Source organism: Megasphaera vaginalis (ex Bordigoni et al. 2020), from assembly GCF_900240295.1.
Classification (GTDB): Bacteria; Bacillota; Negativicutes; order Veillonellales; family Megasphaeraceae; genus Megasphaera; species Megasphaera vaginalis.
Map to the genome: position 1 here is coordinate 69,997 of NZ_OEQB01000001.1, position 18,138 is coordinate 88,134.

General features: G+C 51.3%; 15 protein-coding genes. 1 reads left to right on the forward strand and 14 read right to left on the reverse strand.

Annotation, left to right across the window (positions count from 1 at the left end; translation table 11 throughout):
• Window positions 1–26: 26 nt before the first annotated feature.
• The 11 genes from miaA to C0977_RS00395 all read right to left on the reverse strand — a co-directional run bounded on the left by miaA (window position 27) and on the right by C0977_RS00395 (window position 13,502).
• Window positions 27–968, reverse strand: coding sequence for a tRNA (adenosine(37)-N6)-dimethylallyltransferase MiaA (gene miaA / locus C0977_RS00345; protein WP_101912011.1), 942 nt, complete (start codon window positions 966–968; stop codon window positions 27–29).
• Window positions 968–1,759 carry a class I SAM-dependent methyltransferase gene (locus C0977_RS00350; RefSeq protein ID WP_023053497.1) on the reverse strand — a complete coding sequence of 264 codons (792 nt, stop codon included), beginning with the start codon at window positions 1,757–1,759 and terminating at the stop codon, window positions 968–970. The genes miaA and C0977_RS00350 overlap by 1 nt, the downstream gene beginning before the upstream one ends.
• Window positions 1,756–3,648 (reverse strand): DNA mismatch repair endonuclease MutL, encoded by a 1,893-nt coding sequence (gene mutL / locus C0977_RS00355; protein WP_101912012.1) that lies wholly within the window; start codon window positions 3,646–3,648, stop codon window positions 1,756–1,758. Before mutL ends, C0977_RS00350 begins: the two co-directional genes overlap by 4 nt.
• Window positions 3,645–6,209, reverse strand: coding sequence for a DNA mismatch repair protein MutS (gene mutS / locus C0977_RS00360; protein ID WP_101912320.1), 2,565 nt, complete (start codon window positions 6,207–6,209; stop codon window positions 3,645–3,647). The genes mutL and mutS overlap by 4 nt, the downstream gene beginning before the upstream one ends.
• A gap of 36 nt (window positions 6,210–6,245) precedes the next feature.
• A complete protein-coding gene (miaB, locus tag C0977_RS00365; protein WP_101912013.1) occupies window positions 6,246–7,574 on the reverse strand; it encodes a tRNA (N6-isopentenyl adenosine(37)-C2)-methylthiotransferase MiaB in 1,329 nt (442 codons plus the stop codon).
• Between the two features lie 159 nt (window positions 7,575–7,733).
• On the reverse strand, window positions 7,734–8,270 hold the full coding sequence (locus C0977_RS00370) for an NUDIX hydrolase (RefSeq protein WP_023053287.1): 537 nt from the start codon (window positions 8,268–8,270) through the stop codon (window positions 7,734–7,736).
• Window positions 8,271–8,885: 615 nt separating this feature from the next.
• Window positions 8,886–10,064, reverse strand: a complete 1,179-nt coding sequence (locus tag C0977_RS00375) for an MFS transporter (RefSeq protein ID WP_101912321.1) — start codon at window positions 10,062–10,064, stop codon at window positions 8,886–8,888.
• A gap of 96 nt (window positions 10,065–10,160) precedes the next feature.
• Window positions 10,161–10,850, reverse strand: coding sequence for a RadC family protein (radC, locus tag C0977_RS00380; RefSeq protein WP_101912015.1), 690 nt, complete (start codon window positions 10,848–10,850; stop codon window positions 10,161–10,163).
• The gene (locus C0977_RS00385) at window positions 10,847–11,404 is read right to left on the reverse strand and encodes a Maf family protein (protein WP_101912016.1); all 558 of its coding nucleotides are present in this window, start codon (window positions 11,402–11,404) and stop codon (window positions 10,847–10,849) included. Before C0977_RS00385 ends, radC begins: the two co-directional genes overlap by 4 nt.
• A 13-nt stretch (window positions 11,405–11,417) precedes the next feature.
• Window positions 11,418–11,690: a DUF4321 domain-containing protein gene (locus tag C0977_RS00390; protein WP_023053281.1), complete on the reverse strand. Its 273-nt coding sequence runs from the start codon at window positions 11,688–11,690 to the stop codon at window positions 11,418–11,420.
• 141 nt (window positions 11,691–11,831) lie between these two features.
• On the reverse strand, window positions 11,832–13,502 hold the full coding sequence (locus tag C0977_RS00395; RefSeq protein WP_101912017.1) for a glutamine--tRNA ligase/YqeY domain fusion protein: 1,671 nt from the start codon (window positions 13,500–13,502) through the stop codon (window positions 11,832–11,834).
• Between the two features lie 165 nt (window positions 13,503–13,667).
• On the opposite strand from C0977_RS00395, the gene C0977_RS00400 reads away from it, so the two are divergent.
• A complete protein-coding gene (locus tag C0977_RS00400) occupies window positions 13,668–14,570 on the forward strand; it encodes a fumarylacetoacetate hydrolase family protein (RefSeq protein WP_023053290.1) in 903 nt (300 codons plus the stop codon).
• Between the two features lie 113 nt (window positions 14,571–14,683).
• Here the strand turns inward: C0977_RS00400 and brnQ are convergent, their stop codons facing one another.
• The 3 genes from brnQ to C0977_RS00415 form a co-directional block, all read right to left on the reverse strand.
• Window positions 14,684–16,027: a branched-chain amino acid transport system II carrier protein gene (gene brnQ, locus C0977_RS00405; protein WP_101912018.1), complete on the reverse strand. Its 1,344-nt coding sequence runs from the start codon at window positions 16,025–16,027 to the stop codon at window positions 14,684–14,686.
• 181 nt (window positions 16,028–16,208) lie between these two features.
• Window positions 16,209–17,291, reverse strand: coding sequence for a threonine-phosphate decarboxylase CobD (gene cobD, locus C0977_RS00410; protein ID WP_234987519.1), 1,083 nt, complete (start codon window positions 17,289–17,291; stop codon window positions 16,209–16,211).
• Between the two features lies 1 nt (window position 17,292).
• Entirely contained in the window at window positions 17,293–18,138 is an 846-nt protein-coding gene (locus C0977_RS00415) for a GHMP kinase (RefSeq protein WP_101912020.1), read from the reverse strand.

The window sequence follows — 18,138 nt, forward strand, 5'->3', positions numbered from 1 at the left end:
ACAAACCCTTCCATCCCTTTCTTATATCATATTCCGATTCCTGCGCCGCGTATATCGGCGATGACCGTGCGAGCCAAGGCTGCTTCGGAATCGTACTTTTCCTTTTCATACCAGTGAATATACGGCATCCGCCTGTACCACGTCAGTTGCCGTTTGGCAAAACGGCGGGTGCGCGTCTTGATCGCCGCAGTCATCGCGTCATACGTAATGCGCCCGTCGAGGTAAGCGGCAATCTCTCCGTAGCCGATAGCCTTCATGCCTTGATCCGACTCTGTCAGCCCTTCCTTCAACAAGGCTGCCGTTTCTTCAATCCATCCGGCGCGCAACATTGCGTCAATCCGCTTTTCAATACGCTCATAAAGAACGGGGCGCGGCAACGACAGGCCGATGACAAACGCATCATAAATCAATGCCGACGCTTTGCCGGCACGAACGAAGGCAGCGCCTTCCCCTCTGCCGACGGCGGCAACCAGACGGATCAACCGTTGTCTGTTGGCCAACAGCTCATGCCAGTCATCAGGCTGCCAATCCGTAGCCGCCGTAATATACGACTTCAACTCTGCCGGCGTCATCGACGCAACGGTTCGCGCGGCCCGCTCCCGTTCATGCGGCAATACCCGGGGCGCCGTAAATTCATATCCTTCCAGCAAGGATTGCAAATACAAACCCGTACCGCCTACAATAATCGGAAGTTTCCCCCGTTCATGGAGAGCAGCGATTTCCGCCTGCGCCAGCGCACAGAAACGAGCGGCGGAAAAGGGCTCGTCGGCAGCGGCAATATTGATCAAATGATGACGATAGGCGGAAAGTTCCTCCTGCGTCGGCTTGGCCGTGCCGATATCCATGCCGCGATAGATCTGATAAGCATCGCACGAGACCAGTTCGCTGTGAAATTCTTCCGCCAGGAAAAAGCTCAACGCCGTTTTTCCTACTGCCGTAGGCCCGACAATGGCAATAACCGGTTTCATTATATAGAATCACTCTCCAAAACGGCATAACAAATGCGGCTGTATTTACCGCCAACAAGGCGCAGTCCAGGAAAATCCCGACGCAGCCGGTCAAAACGGCGGCCTTTTATGACGATCCGCCGCGCAGCTTTTGAGGCGGCCAGGCGAATCAACGCAGGTGTCAAGAGCTGATGATCCATCAGTGGACGCAGCGGTCGAAAGGCGCAGCTGCTTTCAACAGGTTCGCTGAACATGGGATCGAAATACAGAATATCATATGGCTGCGCCGTACGATCGCGCAAATAGTTTTCATAATCTCCCTGCTGCAAATGAATACGCCGTAAAGCCTTCGTGACGGCAAGATCGTCATGGTTGAAATGTGCAAAGCCCCAACCCGTGACGGCCGCCAGGAGCGGTGACGCTTCTAAGGCATCGACGACGGAACCAGCCGGCAGTGCATAGGAGGCGATAACGGCATCGGCGCCGAAGCCGCAGGTGCAATCCAGGAGACGGACCGGTCCGGTCGCGGCCAAAGCCTCCAGAAAATGATCCGGCACCCCCTGTTGCAAATGAAGCAACCGCAACTGCGCCATATTCAGGTGGAACCGGTGCCTGCCCCGATCAGTCGTTATTTCCGGCCCCTGCGTCGTATAAACGAGGAGGTTGTCGTATTCTTTCTGTAACGTCTCATGAGAACGGCGACGGCGCAAAACGAAGGCGGCGCCGATTGAAGCAGCCCAGCGCGCCGCTTCTTCCTGCAACGTTGCAGACGCTTTTAACGACGGCGTTACCGTGATCACAGCAGTATTCATGTCCGCTTAAAAAGCCTGGCGAGGTCGGCAGGCGTGAAGCGCACGATGATCGGTCTCCCGTGCGGGCAGACGAAAGGCTTTTCCGTTTGAAAAAGCGCTTCCAGAAGCTGTTTCATTTCCCGTATATTCAACTTATCGCCGGCTTTGATCGCACCGTGGCACGAAAGATAGGCCAAGGATGTGTGCCGCAGCATCGCCTTATCCAAAGACGGCTGCAACGTCAAAATCCGGCAAATCTCGCGAAGCGAATCGGCAATATGGGGCGTCTGCAAATCACAGGGTACGGCTTCCATGCGCAGCGTCGACGGACCGGCAACGGAATAGGCATACCCAAGATCGACAAAAACGTCTTGCCGCTCTGTCAGAAGCGCCATATCGTGACTGTCGACTTCGACAAATTCCGCCGTCAGCAGCTGCTGACTCGGCAGTGCTTCCGTCCGTTTGCAGAAGGTATCGTAACGCACCCGTTCATGCGCCGCATGGTGGTCGATCAGATAGAGATCTTCCCCCTTTTTGGCAACGATATAGCAATCCGCCACTTCACCGAGAGGAATAAAGACATCCGCATCGCCGTCAAACGTAATGACAGGCCCTTGCTCTTCTTCGGTACCGGGAACCTTGCTTTCCGCCGCCAAAGCCGCCGTAAAGGCCGCTGCAGCAGCAGCCGGTACATCGTCAGGCGTCAATACCGGTTCATACGGGCGCCGCGGCGATTCCCCGACATGTTGCTGCGCCGAAACTGCCGGCGCAGCATAAGTTGTCGCCGGAACCGACGGTTGCGCCGAAGCGGTAAAAGGCAGTTCCGATTCCTGCGGCGACGCAATGTCCCGCAGAGGTTCAAGCCTTTCGCGCTGACGCGGCGGCAAAGGAGCGGACGCCGCGATCGTTTCCGGTCTGTCCTGACTGACCAGCGCCGTAACGATGCTATGATAAACGGCGCGATACACTTCCTTTTCGTCGGCGAACTTGATCTCCGTTTTGGCAGGATGAACATTGACGTCGATAAAAGCCGGATCGATATCGATTTGAAGTACGGCCAGGGGATATCCCGCTTTCGGCAGCATCGCATGGTAAGCATTTTCGATAGCTTTATAGATAATACCGTTCTGCACGACCCGACGATTGACGATACTCGTCTGCCAGGCACGGCTGCTCTTCAGCAATGACGGCTTGCCGACAAAACCGGAAATTGTCAGCGTTTCCCCTTCATAAGTTACGGGAAAAATCTCCCGCGCCGCGGCTGCACCGTAAATGCCGGCAATCGTTTCCTTCAGGTCTCCCTGCCCTCCTGTATGAAGCGTTGTCCTGCCGTTCGTAATTAAGGTGAATTCAATACCGCTGTTGGCCAGGGCCAGCTTTGTGACGATCTCGCTGATCTTGGCACTTTCTGTCCGTTCGCTTTTGAGAAATTTCCGCCTTGCCGGCGTATTGAAAAAGAGCTCCGCCACTTCTACCGTTGTCCCGACAGGAGCTCCCGTTTCTTCTTTTTCTTTGATAACGCCGCCGTCTATCAGCAGCTGTGTCGCCAACACGGCGTCTCGCTGCCGCGTCGTAAGGGTCATCCGCGATACGGCGGCAATACTCGGTACGGCTTCACCGCGAAAGCCGAGAGAAGTGATGGCAAATATATCTTCAACGGAGCGAATTTTGCTCGTGCCGTGGCGGATGAGGCATTTTTCCGCATCTTCGGCACTCATGCCGCAGCCGTTATCGCTGACGCGCATGTACGACTGGCCGCCGTCGGCAATTTCCGTCTCAATCGCCGTTGCACCGGCGTCAACGGCATTTTCGATCAACTCCTTAATGCATGACGACGGCCGTTCGACAACTTCACCGGCAGCAATTTTATTGGCCGTCCCTTCGTCAAGCACATGAATCAGAGAACTCATTTCATCCCGCTCCCTTCTTTCGCCTCTTTTTGCAGGCTATATAAAAATGAAATGGCTTCAATAGGCGTCATCGTCGCAACGTCGACAGACAGGAGCCGTTCTGTCAGCAAATCCGTAAAGAGACTTTCCGATAGAGACTGTGCCGTTTTTTCGGCGGCAAGCGGCGGCGCCGCGGTATCACTTTCGAGATCGTTGAGAATGATTTCAGCCCGCTGCAAAAGCGTTTCCGGCAAGCCGGCCAGACGCGCCACGTGGAGACCGTAGCTGCGATCAGCGCCGCCGGGAATGATACGGCGCAGAAATTTGATGCTCTTGCCGCGTTCCTTGACGGCGACCGTATAGTTCTTGATTTTTTCGGAGTCCTTCGCCATGGCAATCAGTTCATGATAATGGGTGGCAAAAAGCGTCAAGGCGTGAATCTGCCGCAAGCAGTATTCAATTACGGCGCGGGCAATGGACATGCCGTCAAAGGTACTCGTGCCCCGTCCTATTTCATCGAGAATGAGCAGGCTGTCCGCCGTCGCATGCTTCAAAATATACGATACTTCCTTCATTTCCATCATGAATGTACTTTGGCCCGTCAAAATATCGTCACTGGCGCCAATGCGCGTAAAAATACGATCGACAGGGCAGACGGAAGCGGCGCCGGCAGGAATGAACGAACCGACTTGCGTCATCAGTACCAGTACGGCAACTTGTCGCATATAAGTGGATTTTCCGGCCATATTCGGTCCCGTAATGACGAGAACTTCATGATCCTGATGATTCAGGACAACGTCGTTCGGAACAAAAAGCTCGCCTGTCACATATTTTTCAATAATCGGATGTCTACCGTCTTCAATGCGGATCATGCGCTGCCGGTTCAGAGACGGCCGCGTGTAATGGTTTTCATGCGCTGCACAGGCAAGGCTGTACAGGCAGTCCACCTGCGCGATCGAGCGGGCCGATACCTGCATGGCCGGAATAGACTGTTGCAGTTGTCGGCGCAATTCACCGAAAAGCTTGTATTCAAGCGCCAGCATCCGTTCCTGCGCCGTCAGCACCTTCACTTCAAAATCCTTCAATTCAGGCGTAATATACCGTTCGGCGTTGACCAGCGTCTGCTTGCGGACATAATACGCGGGAACAGGCTTCGTATTGGCATGGGAAATTTCAAAATAATAGCCGAATACCTTCGTATAGCCGATCTTCATTTTGATTCCCGTTTTCGCCTTTTCCCGTTCCTCCATCTCCTGCAAGTATGCATGGCTATTGGCGGCAATATGACGGATCTCATCCAACTCGTCGGAATAACCTTCGCGAATGACGCCGCCGTTGCGGATCACGGCTCCCGGTTCTTCTTTTACGGCACGGCACAACAGATCGTAAACGGCGCGATGTTCATCGATTTTCTGCTCCGCCTTTTTCAAAACGGCGGCCCCGGCTTGTGCCAAAATGCTCTTCACCGCCGGCAGAACGGACAGCGATTCACGCAGCGCCACCAGGTCTTTGGGGCTGACCGTGCCGGTTTCAATACGCGTCAGTATCCGTTCAAAGTCGTAAATGCGCAGCAGCGTACTGCCGAGTTCCTGCCGCATCATTTCGCGTTGAACGAGTTCTTCCACTCCGTCCTGCCGCGCTGTGATCTCCTGAATACGTAGCAACGGCGCTTCCAGCCATTTGCGGAGAAGGCGGCCGCCCATAGCGGTTTCCGTCTTATCAAGCACGGACAAAAGAGTTCCCTGCCGCTTGCCGTCACGTACATTCTGCGTGATTTCCAGATGACGCAGACTGGATGCATCGAGAACCAGATGCCGTTCGCGATCGATGGGCTGCAATGACGTTACATGGGAAACGGATGACTGCATGACTTCGCTGACATAGGTCAAAAGAATCCCGATGGACTGCGCCGCTTTCCGGGCGGGCGCCATCATTTCCGGCGCAAAATACGCGTCGCATTTTCCTTCGTAATCGACAGCAGCATCTGTCTCATAAGCGGTAACCGTACATTGCATGCCGCGCGAAGCAAGGTATTTTTCTATTCCGGCGGCAGCGCCGTCAAGCTTTGCATAGAGCAGCTCGCTCGGCTCATAAACGGCCAGCAGATCGAACAGGCGATCTTCCATTTCCGTCAACAGGCAGACCGCCCAGAGGCACTCGCCTGTCGTCACGTCGATAAAGGCGGCGGAGACATCGTCGTCTTTACCGCTGATGCAGGCGATATAGTTGTTTTTTTTGGAGGCTATCGCATGCTCCAGCGTAATCGTCCCCGGTGTGACAATTCTGATGATTTCACGCTTAACAATGCCTTTGGCGGCTTTCGGATCCTCCATTTGCTCGCAAATGGCGACTTTATACCCCTTATGGACGAGACGCTCGATATAGGTATCGGCAGAATGGAAAGGCACGCCGCACATGGGCACCTTTTCCTTATTGCCGCCGGCCCGGCCCGTCAGCGTCAGATCCAACTCCCGGGAAGCCGTCAGCGCATCATCGAAAAACATTTCGTAAAAATCGCCGAGACGGAAGAAAAGCAGTTTATCACGGCACCGCTCCTTCACTTCCAGGTACTGCTTCATCATCGGTGTCAATTTCGTTGAATCAGCCAAAATTACCTCCTATTTTACAAGATGCCCTTTCAAGACCCACGTTTGTCCTTTATCAATGCAGACCGGTACCGTATCGCCTACGGCGACGGAGCCGTCTTCTTCCCAGATAACCATCTTATTGCTCGATGTGCGGCCGAACCAGTGTTTGGCATCGTTTTTCGTCGGCCCTTCGACAATGACGTCATAAATACGCGTTTCCATCGCCCGGTTATATTCGAGACTGAACACGTTTTGTACATCCATGAGCCGTTGTAAGCGGCGATTCTTTTCTTCCTGCGAAATCTGACCGCCCATCTTTGCCGCCGGAGTTCCCGTACGCGGCGAATAAATAAAGGTATACGCCATGTCATAGCGAATTTGCTTCAACAGGTCCAACGTCTCCGAAAACATCGCTTCCGTTTCGCCAGGAAAACCGACGATCAGATCTGTCGTCAGCGCCAGATTGGGAATTTTTTTGCGGGCATACGCCACAAGCTCTCCGTAATGCGCTACCGTATAACCGCGATTCATCTTTTTCAGCAACTCGTCGGAACCGCTCTGAATCGGCAAATGCATGTGGGAAACGACTTTTTTTGACGCTGCCAGCGCATCAATCATGGCAAAGGTCATATCCTTCGGATGACTCGTCATGTAACGAATACGCTCAATGCCGTCAATACCGTCAAGAGCCCTGATTAAAGACGAAAAACCGGTTCCGTCTTGCAGATCGAGACCGTAGGAATTGACGTTCTGCCCCAGCAGCGTAATTTCCTTATAGCCTTCGGCGGCCAACGCCCTGACTTCTTTAAGAATATCGGCCAGCGGACGGCTCACTTCACGGCCGCGGACATAAGGAACGATACAATACGTGCAAAATTTATTGCAACCATTCATAATCGGCACCCAGGCAAAAAATCGCTGAAACCGTCTGGCCGGCAATTCATGAAAAGCCGGCACCGCCATATCGGCGGCCAGATACTGTTTAGCCGTTTTTTGTCTGGCTTTGATCAGTTCGACAAGTTTATGAATATTATGAGTACCGATGACCAGGTCAAGGTGCGGCGCCCGTTCAAATAACCGGTCCCGCCACTCCTGAGCCATACAGCCCGTTACGGCCAGGATCAGATTTTTATTGCGCTCCTTTAAATGCTTCAATTCACCGATCTTGCCGAGCACCTTTCCTTCCGCCGTTTCACGAACGCAGCAGGTGTTGATCAGAATAACGTCGGCCATGTCGATCTCATCCGTCATGCGGTAACCGAGTTCTTCCAACTGTCCGGCATAATGTTCGCTGTCTGCTTGATTCATCTGGCAGCCATAGGTCATGATAAAATAAAATGCATTGTTCTGAAAATCCATAGATAACGTCTCCGTCTAATATCGTAAACATAAAAAGCAGGTTGACACTTAATGATACCATAGGCGTCAGGTAAAGTAAAATTTAAAACAGGCCCAACACAGCGCTGAGCCTGCATCCGTACCGATACGCCGCTGCCGCCTTACCGGCGCCGCGCGTTCTCAGTCATCATCGCGCATGAACCCGTTTGTCTTACGCATATCGAAAAGGGAAGCGATAAAGCTTTCAATGTAAGGCAGAAAGGTACGGTTCCGTACCATTTCCAAAGCCTCCGCCCGCGTTACCCAACGGGCGGCGTCAACTTCGGATGCCTGCAGCCGAAGCGCATTGATATCAAGATCTTTGTGAACAATATAAATATCGTCAAAACCGGGCACAAAGCGCAGACGCATAAGTGGCGGCTGGCCTTGCAGGTCGAGACGGATCCCCATTTCTTCCCAAGCCTCCCGTTCGGCAGCGGCCTGGCTCGTTTCACCGCTATGTACATGACCGGCAACGGTGACATCCCAACGACCGTTAAGGGGATCCCGTTTATTGCTTTTATTTCGCTGCTGTATCAGCAGGCGTCCGTGACTGTCAAAAAGGCAGACATGGACAATAAGAAAATATTCTCCGTCACGCAGATTTCGTTCCTCTTTCCTGGCTATCGTCCTGCCTGTGACCTGCCCCGTATAATCGTATATATCCAGCTGTTCCATGCTAACGCTTCCTCTCCGCTGTTGTTCGGTTATCGAAAACAATCTGTTTTCCGTCCTTATTTTAGCAAAAATCGGCTGCTCGTAAAAGTCGCTTCCCCGCATCAGCGGCACAGGCAGCAAGTACTTCCCATCCCTCTTCCTGGCGGTTGCAACGAAAAACGGCTGCGCCGTGAAAAACAGGCCTGCCGTCGCCACTTTCCGCTGTTGTCGTGCTTGGTGCCGTAAAAATGAAACGACCACCGGTTGATTAGTCCGGTGGTCGTTTCATTTTTAAAAGGAGATCTGACAATGCTATTATCAGGCGGTTTTTTCTGCATGTGTTGTCCCTCACCCATGCTTTACCCACATCTATACTATACCACTTTATCATTTTCATGAAAATATGTATTTTACAAGAATTAAAACGATATACCCATGGACGGGAACAGCATTTTTAACTGCCTCTTTATATTTTTTACTTAATCGTTGTACAAATCCGAAAACAGAAAATTTTTACAGTCTTTATTCTTAAAAGTTATTGTTCAAATGCATAAAAATTATTGATTTTCTACAAAAGTTGCTACTTTCTCAACGATCCCCGTATCACCGGCAGGGGGATTCAACGGTCTGCAACGATCAACGCTCCCTCCACCGCTTATATACCCAGAGGGCAAAGATCAGATAAAAGGCCATAACGGCCAGTACGTATTTAAAAATCACAACATAGCCTACTGCTCCGGCTGCCGCACCTAAAACGATAATACCGGTACAGGTGCCCAGATCGAGCATGTTATAATATGTGGCACCGGCATTGCTGCGCCGTTCAGGCGCCGCCGTATTGAAGAGCCAGGTCATGACGGACGGCATCACGAGACCTGCGCCGAGACCGAAAAATGCGGAAGAAAACAGGAGCATCGCCGCGGAGGAAGCGGACAGGAGGAGGAGTAAAAAGACGCTGTAAATAAGCAGTCCCGGTATGATAACGGAAAAGGGACCGCGACGGTCATAAAGCTTGCCGCCGAAAAGCCGGGAGAGAAAGGTGAATAAGGTACCGATAAGAAAGAAAAAGCCGCTGTACGGGATCCCTTTCTCTTGTGCCATAAGCGGTAAATACGTGTTAACGCTGGCAAATACAAAGCCGAAAAGAACAGCAAAAAGGGAAATGATTCCTGTCCCTTTTTCATAAAGCCTGTTTTTCAGCGGAAGAGGAAGTTTCTTTCGCGCCGTCTCTGCAAGGCTGCTCTTCTCTTCCTTTTGAGACCCGGAAACGCAGCGGAACAACAGCAACGACAAGAGCGCCGCCCCTGCCGACATGGCGAAAAGCGCAACGGCATTGACATTGCTGAAAACGGCGACGCCAATAGCCGGCGCCGCTCCCATGGAAACGGTATTGCCCAATCCGAAATAGCCGAGACCTTCGCCGCGATGGCGTAAAGGTATGACGTCCACAGCCAGCGCCGCAGCAAAGGTCGTGCTCAGACCAAAGCCGAAACCGTGAACGATCCGCGCCAGCAGCAACGCATGGAAATTTGTAAACATACCGTAGCTGACCGTTGCGCTCAGCGATAAAAAAAGCCCCAGAACAAGGCAGCCCCGTTTGCCGAGACGCTGAACAAAGGCGTCTGTAAACAACCGGACAAGAATGGCCGAAAACGCAAAAATGCCGGCAATAATGCCAATTTCACTGCCGCTCGCTCCCAGCGAGGCGGCATACATGGCAATTGTCGGCACTAAGCAATGAAAATTAACAAACAACAACCCATTGGCAATGGTAATCAAAACAAAATTTTTCGTCCATATCGTTCTTTCCGTCATGCTGCTGCCTCCGAACTTCCGATCCAACATAATGTATACCGGAATAATTATACTCTTCTATGCAGCGGTATGCAAATAATTTGCTAAAAGAACGGATCAAAGATAGCCTTGTTCACAAAGGCTCGTGTAAATGCCGTCGCCAATAATAATATGATCCAAAACGGGGATCTCCATAACTCTGCCGGCGTCGGCTATCTGCCTCGTAACCCGGATATCATCCTGACTCGGCGCAGGATCGCCTGAAGGATGATTGTGAAGCAGGACGATGGCAGCCGCATTATATTGCAGCGCATAACGAAAGACGTCACGGCCTTTCGCCAAGCTGGCATTCAACGTTCCTACGGTAATGGTGCGGACAGCGATAAGCTTATTCTTGGTGGACAAATATACAGCGGTAAACTGCTCTTGCTGTAAATACCGCATATCTTCCATGACGTAATCGGCGATGGCTCGAGGCGAGCTGAAATCGGGGGCCGTCTGCTTAACGTGCTCCTTGGCAATACGCTTTCCCAGTTCAACAGCTGCACAAACGGTCACGGCTTTGTCTCTGCCGATACCGCGAATGCGGCAGAGATCGGCAACGCTGACGCTGCCCAAATGACAGATATTTTCATTTGGCAACGAACGGATAACGGTTCTGGCCAGATCCAGCACGGATTCACCCTTCAAGCCCGTGCGCAACAGAATGGCCAACAAGTCTTGCGTACTGACCCCGTCAGGGCCATAGTCCAAAAATTTTTCTCTCGGCTTCTCACAGGCAGATAACTGCCGCAGTGCCAAGGTCACAAAAGAACCTTCGCCTTCTTCAGCATCGTCTGAAGCTGTGCCAACGGCAAACCGACCACATTCGTGTACGAACCGTTCAACTTGGTGACGAACGAAGCGGCGCCGCCCTGTATGCCATAGGCGCCGGCCTTATCCAACGGTTCGCCGCTCTCAACATAACCGGTGATCTCTTTGACTGTCAACTTACGGAACCAGACATCGGTCTTGACCACTTTCGTTTTGACCGTTTTGCCGCAAACCAAGGCCAAACCGGTATACACGCTGTGCTGACGGCCCGATAAAGCCTTCAACATTTTGACGGCCTGTGCCGCGTCCTTTGGTTTACCGAGAATCTTCCCGTCCAGGACGACAACGGTATCCGCGCCGAGAACCCATTGATCAGGATAGGTTTTTGCTACTTCACAGGCTTTGCCGCAGGCCTGTTTCAAAACAAATCGTTTCGGCTTTTCTTTTTTTGGCGCCGTTTCCTCATACGTGCTGGCCGTCGCTATATACGTTGTCAACTGCGTCAGCAACTCTTTTCGCCGCGGCGATTCCGAAGCCAAAATCAACACACTGCTTCCCTCCTCATAAACGCTTGCAAATCAATCCGGCCAAGACAATGCCGATAATACTCAGCAGGTTCGGCGCAAAATGAAGCCCTAACTGAATATCCATGATATACAGATTGAAGCGTACATTTTGTATGTCCATTATTTCATAATGTCTGGTCAGCATCGGCAGCATGGCGCCGAACGACGACGCAGACAAAATCTCCCCGATAATTCCGCCCAAGATGCCTCCGACGACGAGGAAAAGCACAAAAAACAACAGACTATGCGACGTTACGGACTTCATCATTCAGCCTCCCTATGAAAACTCTGTATTCATTATACAAGCTGCCTTTCTGCGACGCAATAAAAACGGGAAAAGTTTACACGACATGGCAACAAGGATCGTATAATCCCTATGCCGCAACTCTTCCCGTTCTCTCTTACCTCATTATTTTTTTTGCATCTTCGCCCAGGTGTCGCGAAGCCCTACGATCCGGTTGACGACCAAGTGATCTTCTGTCGTATCTTCGTCAATGACGAAATACCCCTGCCGCAGGAACTGAAACTTGTCGCCGATTCCGTAAGCAGCCAGAGCCCGTTCCGCCTTGCCGTGACAAACTGCCAAACTCTTCGGATTGACCTGTGCCAGAAAATCGCCGTCGCCGCTATCCGTATCAAGCAACAGCGAATCATAAAGCCGCACTTCCACATCGACGGCGTCTGCCGCATTTACCCAGTGAAGGGTCCCTTTGACTTTTCTGTCAGCGTTGGCGCCGCTGCCGCTCCTGCTTTCCGGATCATACGTGCAGCGGAGTTCCGTGATCCTGCCGCTTTCATCTTTGATTACCTCTTCGCACTTGATGATATAGGCATATTTCAGACGGACCTCTTTCCCCGGCGCGAGACGGAAGAATTTTTTGACCGGCCTTTCCATGAAATCGTTTCGTTCAATGTAGATCGTCCTGCTAAATGATATTTTTCTCTTGCCGAGCGCTTCGTTTTCCTGATTATTATCGGCTTCCATCAATTCCGTCCCGCCTTCGGGATAATTGGTAATAACAACCTTCAGGGGATCAATGACTGTCATCAAGCGCGGCATTTTCAGCTTCAGATCTTCGCGAATGCAATATTCCAACAACGCCGCATCGACAGTACTGTCCGCTTTGGCAACGCCGATGCGTTCACAAAAATCGCGGATCGCCGCCGGTGTATAGCCACGGCGGCGAATACCGGCGATCGTCGGCATGCGGGGATCATCCCAGTCGCTGACGATTCCCTTTTCTACGAGGAGACGAAGCTTTCGTTTACTCATGACCATCTGCGTAATATTCAGGCGGGCAAACTCGATCTGTCGCGGCTTCTGCCCTTGCGGATCTTCCCACTCTTCCAGGCACCAGTTATATAAAGGCCGGTGATCTTCAAATTCCAACGTGCAAATGGAATGAGTAACCCGTTCAATGGCATCTTCCAGGGGATGCGCGAAATCATAGATCGGATAGATGCACCACTTGTTTCCCGTCCGATGGTGAACAGCATGAACAATGCGATAAAGAACGGGATCGCGCATGTTGATATTCGGACTGGCCATATCAATTTTTGCCCGAAGAACCTTTTCACCGTCTTTATATTTGCCTTCTTTCATTTCGGTGAAAAGACGGAGATTCTCCTCCACGCTGCGATTTCTAAAGGGACTTTCCTTTCCCGGTTCATTAAAAGTGCCGCGGTACTCGCGGATCTGGTCCCCTGTCAAATCATCGACGTAAGCTTTCCCCAACTTAATCAGCTTTACGGCGTAATCATAAAAGATGTCAAAATAATCGGAAGCGAAAAAAAGCCTGTCATCCCAGGAAAAACCTAGCCATTCCACGTCTTTTTTAATGGCATTGACGTATTCCACGCCTTCCTTCGTCGGATTCGTGTCATCAAAGCGCAGATTCGTCATGCCGCCATACTTTTGGGCAATGCCGAAGTTGAGGCAGATCGACTTGGCGTGACCGATGTGGAGATATCCGTTCGGTTCCGGTGGAAAACGCGTATGAACGCGCCGTCCGTATGTATTGGCTTCGTTATCTTCATCAATAAAATTTTCAATAAAATTTTTTGTCAGTTCCTGATCCATGAGCATGCTTCTCCTTATTCTTTTGATGCCGTTATTGTACCACATATTTCACTGCCAGACCAGTTGGCACCTTCATTTCAACTATGTTTTGCCGACTTTTTACGCCCGCCGGGAGTACGGAATATGGTATAATAAAACCATGCCAATGAAGGAGGATTGATTGTCATGCAAATACGAAAACTGGTAACTTTTGAAGATATGGGGCTGATGCAATGGGGCGTTCTCAACGAGACCGAAACGGGCGTATACAGCGCCCTTGCCTTGGAAGAAGCTTTTTTTACGCCATTGCCCGAAATGCTGAGTGAATTTATCCGTCAGGGAACGGAAGGCCTTTTGGCTCTGGCCGACGGTTTGGAACAAAATGAACGGGAACAGGCCGTACCTGCCAGGCCGCTCGATACGGTGACTATTTTATCTCCTTTTCCGCGCGTAGAGCGGAACATCTTTTGTATCGGTAAGAATTATACCGAACATATTGCCGAATTCGACAAAACAGCGCAACCTGACGTACCGAAATATCCGATCATCTTCACCAAAGCCGGTACGGCCGTCATCGGTCCCGACGACGCCATTGACAGTCACGAAAACGTCACATCCGAAGTCGACTACGAAGGGGAATTGGCCGTCATCATCGGCAAGGCCGGCGCCGATATCCCCGCCTCGGAAGCGATGGACCACGTCTACGGCTTTACCATTCTCAACGACGTGACCGCCCGCGACCTGCAACGCAATCACCGGCAGTGGTTCCACGGAAAAAGTCTGGACACGTTCTGCCCTGTCGGTCCGTACATATTGCTCCGCGATGCCGCTCCCGACACCTTTGAAGTCATTACGAAGGTCAACGGAGAAATTCGTCAGGACGGTTCGACGGCCGATTTGATCTTCCCCATTCCCCAACTCATTGCCGTCATTTCCCAGGGAACGACACTGCAAGTCGGCGATATCATCGCCACAGGCACGCCATCTGGCGTCGGCGTCGGCTTCACGCCGCCCCGTTACCTGCAAAAGGGAGATACCGTCGAGATCACGATCCCTCAGATCGGAACGCTGAAAAACACGGTCAAATAGAAGGCATAATAATAGCGGTCAGCCACTTCGGTTTGACCGCTATTATTATGCCTTTCGACGATAAAAAGATCTCTCCGAAACAATTCGGAGAGATCTTAAGTGTAAAGTCAGACTTATGCAGCAGGACTTTCCTTGGAGGATGCGACGCCTTTCCACACCAAACCGATAATAAAACCTGCCAAGGCGAAGAGAACCCACCCCATACCGAGTGAATGGAGCGGTACCATCGTATTGAAGAAGGTATCGATTCCGCCGAGGGATATTTTAGCGGTCTGCGTACCGTTGATCAAGGCCGGCATCATCGTAAGACCGACAGTCCACGCATAAACGCATTGACGGCCGCCAAAGGATTTATGCAGGAACGTGAGAATAATCAGAACGACGACGATAGGATATACGAACATCAATACCGGAATAGCGGCTACGATGATCGTTTTCAAGCCGAACATGGCAACACCGAAGGAAAATACGGAGAAGATGGCGACATACGTCTTATAACCAAAATGGCCTAAAAGCAGTTGGAAATAGGTTGCACAGGACGTAATCAGGCCGATACTTGTCGAAAGGCAGGCCAAGAGCACGATGATCGCCAAAATAATGGCCCCGCCGTAACCCAAAAGAATCTGCGCGCTATTGGAAAGTACAGGAGCGCCTGTTTCCAAAATACCCATTTGCGTAACGCTTTCGGCGCCAAGCTTGGAAATAAAGATGTAAACGAAAGCCAGGCAGCCTACGGCGACAACGCCTGATTTGAAGACTTCTTTGGTAATCCCCATCGTGCTCGTTACGCCGTCAGCAACGATGAATTCGATAACCAGTACGGAGAAGACCAGAGAAGCGATGGCATCCATCGTGTTATATCCTTCCAGGAAGCCCGTTACCCACGCCGTACCTGCCGTCGCGTAAGCATCGGTCGGAGACTGCGGTACGCCCAACGGCGTAATGAAAGATTTGGCAATCAGGATAAGGATGGTAATTAAAAGTGCGGGAGTAAGGATCTTGCCGATACGGTCAACCAATTTGGACGGTGTAGCTGACAACCAGTAGGAAATAACAAAGAAAATAACGAGAAATCCCGTCATGATCATATCGTTGCCACCGTTTTCCAGGAACGGGCGGACGGCGATTTCATAAGAAACGCTGCCTGTACGCGGCGTAGCGAAGCACGGTCCGATAGCCATGTAGGAAATAACGGTAAAGCAGACGCCGAATACGGGATGAACACGGCCGGCCAGCTCTTCCAGATTGCGGCAGCCCGAATACCCCATCGCCAAGACCCCTGCCAACGGCAGACCGACACCGGTAAAGACGAAGCCCAGTACGGCATACCAGACGTTCGTACCGGCGTGCTGCCCCATGGAAGCCGGGAAAATCAGGTTCCCTGCCCCGAAGAACAGCGCAAAGAGCATGAGACCAAGTGGAATAAAGAAATTCTTGCTTTTTGTTGTTTCACCCATACATAATTCCCTCCATTCAAAAAAAAATTAATGATAAAAAAGAGTAAAACGTATTAAATAAAGACCTCAATCTAAAATTATTTTATCATAAATATATTTTAAAATCATTTCATTTTTGCATTTTTTAGATATTAATCAATATTTTTAATTTTGTTTTAATAATTAAGCTTATAAAGGTCATTCAAAATGAATTAATGTAATCTTTTAGATTTTCAAACAATCTTATATTCTCTTCTTTTTTACGCACAGCGATGCGGAAAAACGTTGAATCCAGTGCCGGATAATTACTGCAGTCACGGATTAAAATATGATTTTTTTTCATATGCAAAGAAAGCATTTCTGCATTTATCGCATCTGTCATCCACGCAAGAAAAAGAAAATTTACGGTTCGGGGATAAATATGGAGATGCGGAATCTTTTGCAAAAGAGAAACAAAATGATCGCCTGCCGATTCGACAAACGATCGTGACAAAGATTGGTAGCCGCTGTCGGCTAGCGCCGCCGCCCCCGCTTTTTGCGCCAAAATATTGACGTTCCATACATCTTTATGTTTTTCCAGCAAAGAAAGAAGCGTCTGATTGCCGATACCGAAACCGAGACGCAGACCTGGCAACGCATAGAATTTCGTCAGCGACTGAATAATAAACAAATTGTCGTACTGTCTGATCAAGGGAAACGCCGTGTAAGATTCCCGATCCTTTCGGAAATCCAAAAACGACTCGTCCACGATTACGGTCATATTCTTTTTTGCCGCATGAGCAACAATCGTTTCCACTTTTTCCCGATCGAGCAAGTTTCCCGTCGGATTGTTGGGATTGCCCAGAACCAGGCAATCTGCGCCCTCCATCGCCGACAACAACCGTAAAACGTCCAAGTCAAAAGCCGTTGTCGCCGTCATGAAAAAATATTTCACACCGGCATTTCCGGCAAGCGCCGCCCGTTCGTATTCATTGAAGGACGGGACAGGCAAAAGCACCGTTCGGGGACGCAGGGCATGAAAAAACAGATAGAGTAATTCGGCGGCGCCGTTACCGAGTATCACGTTTCCTGTCGGCACCTGATAAAAGGTGCCGATAGCCGTCTTTAATTCCCGTCCTTGCGGGTCGGGATAGTGAATGACCTGTCCCCATTCCCGCGCCAAAACGTTTCGCACAGAAGACGGCAACCCGAGGGGGTTGATGTTGGCGCTGAAATCCAGCCACGCTTCGCCGTCCGGCGCCGGTTCGTAAATATTGCCGCCATGTTCAAATTCTCGTATCATCATATCACCTGCATGTCATTTCATACCCGCCGTCAATAAGACGTACCACATCGAGGAGCCGCCATTCCGGAAAAGCCGCAGCGATCTCCTCGCCCATCTGCCGCACCGTTTCCGGCGTCAACGAGACCGGAAAAAAAGCGCCTACGACAGTACCGCTGTGAGCGCCGCAAATACTGACGGCGCCATATTGCCGCGCCGTTGCCGCCAAAACTCCCAACTGCGGCTTTCTGAGGATTTCCTGATTCAGGAACAAACTCTCTGCCGCCGCTTGCAGCACATCGTCGACGGTCATGGAACAAAGCGTTTCCGCCGGCAGGCGCAGCCTTTTTTCCCCCTGCGTTGCAAGCTTGCGATGAAGCGCCAGCGTATCTACGGAACCGCCCATGTCGAATACGGCGATACAGTAAGGCGGAATTTCCGTCCAGCGATGCAAAACGGCGCCGTGTACATGATCAAACGCAACGATGCCGCGGCAGAAAATTCCGTCCGTCGGTTCGACAGACGTTGCCAGAACGGCCGTTTCCGCTTCGGATAGTCTCCTGCCGAACGCCGCAGCCGTAGCAATGATGACGGCGCTGACGTCGGCGCTGCTGGAAGCCATGCCCTTGCCTTGCGGCAGCTCGGAACAAAGGGAAAGGGAGAACGGAAACCGGCTTTCTCCCAAATACGCCAACGTCCGCCGCAAAGCGGATCGACTCTTTTCCCCCAACGGAACGGCCGGCCGGCAAGTATCCGAAATAAAGACAGTCGTATATCGATTGACCGGCGCTGTTACCAGGAAAGGCGTCGTACCGGCAACTCCCTGCAGCAATTCGCCGCAAGATCCGGGAACGCGAACACGTATTTCCAT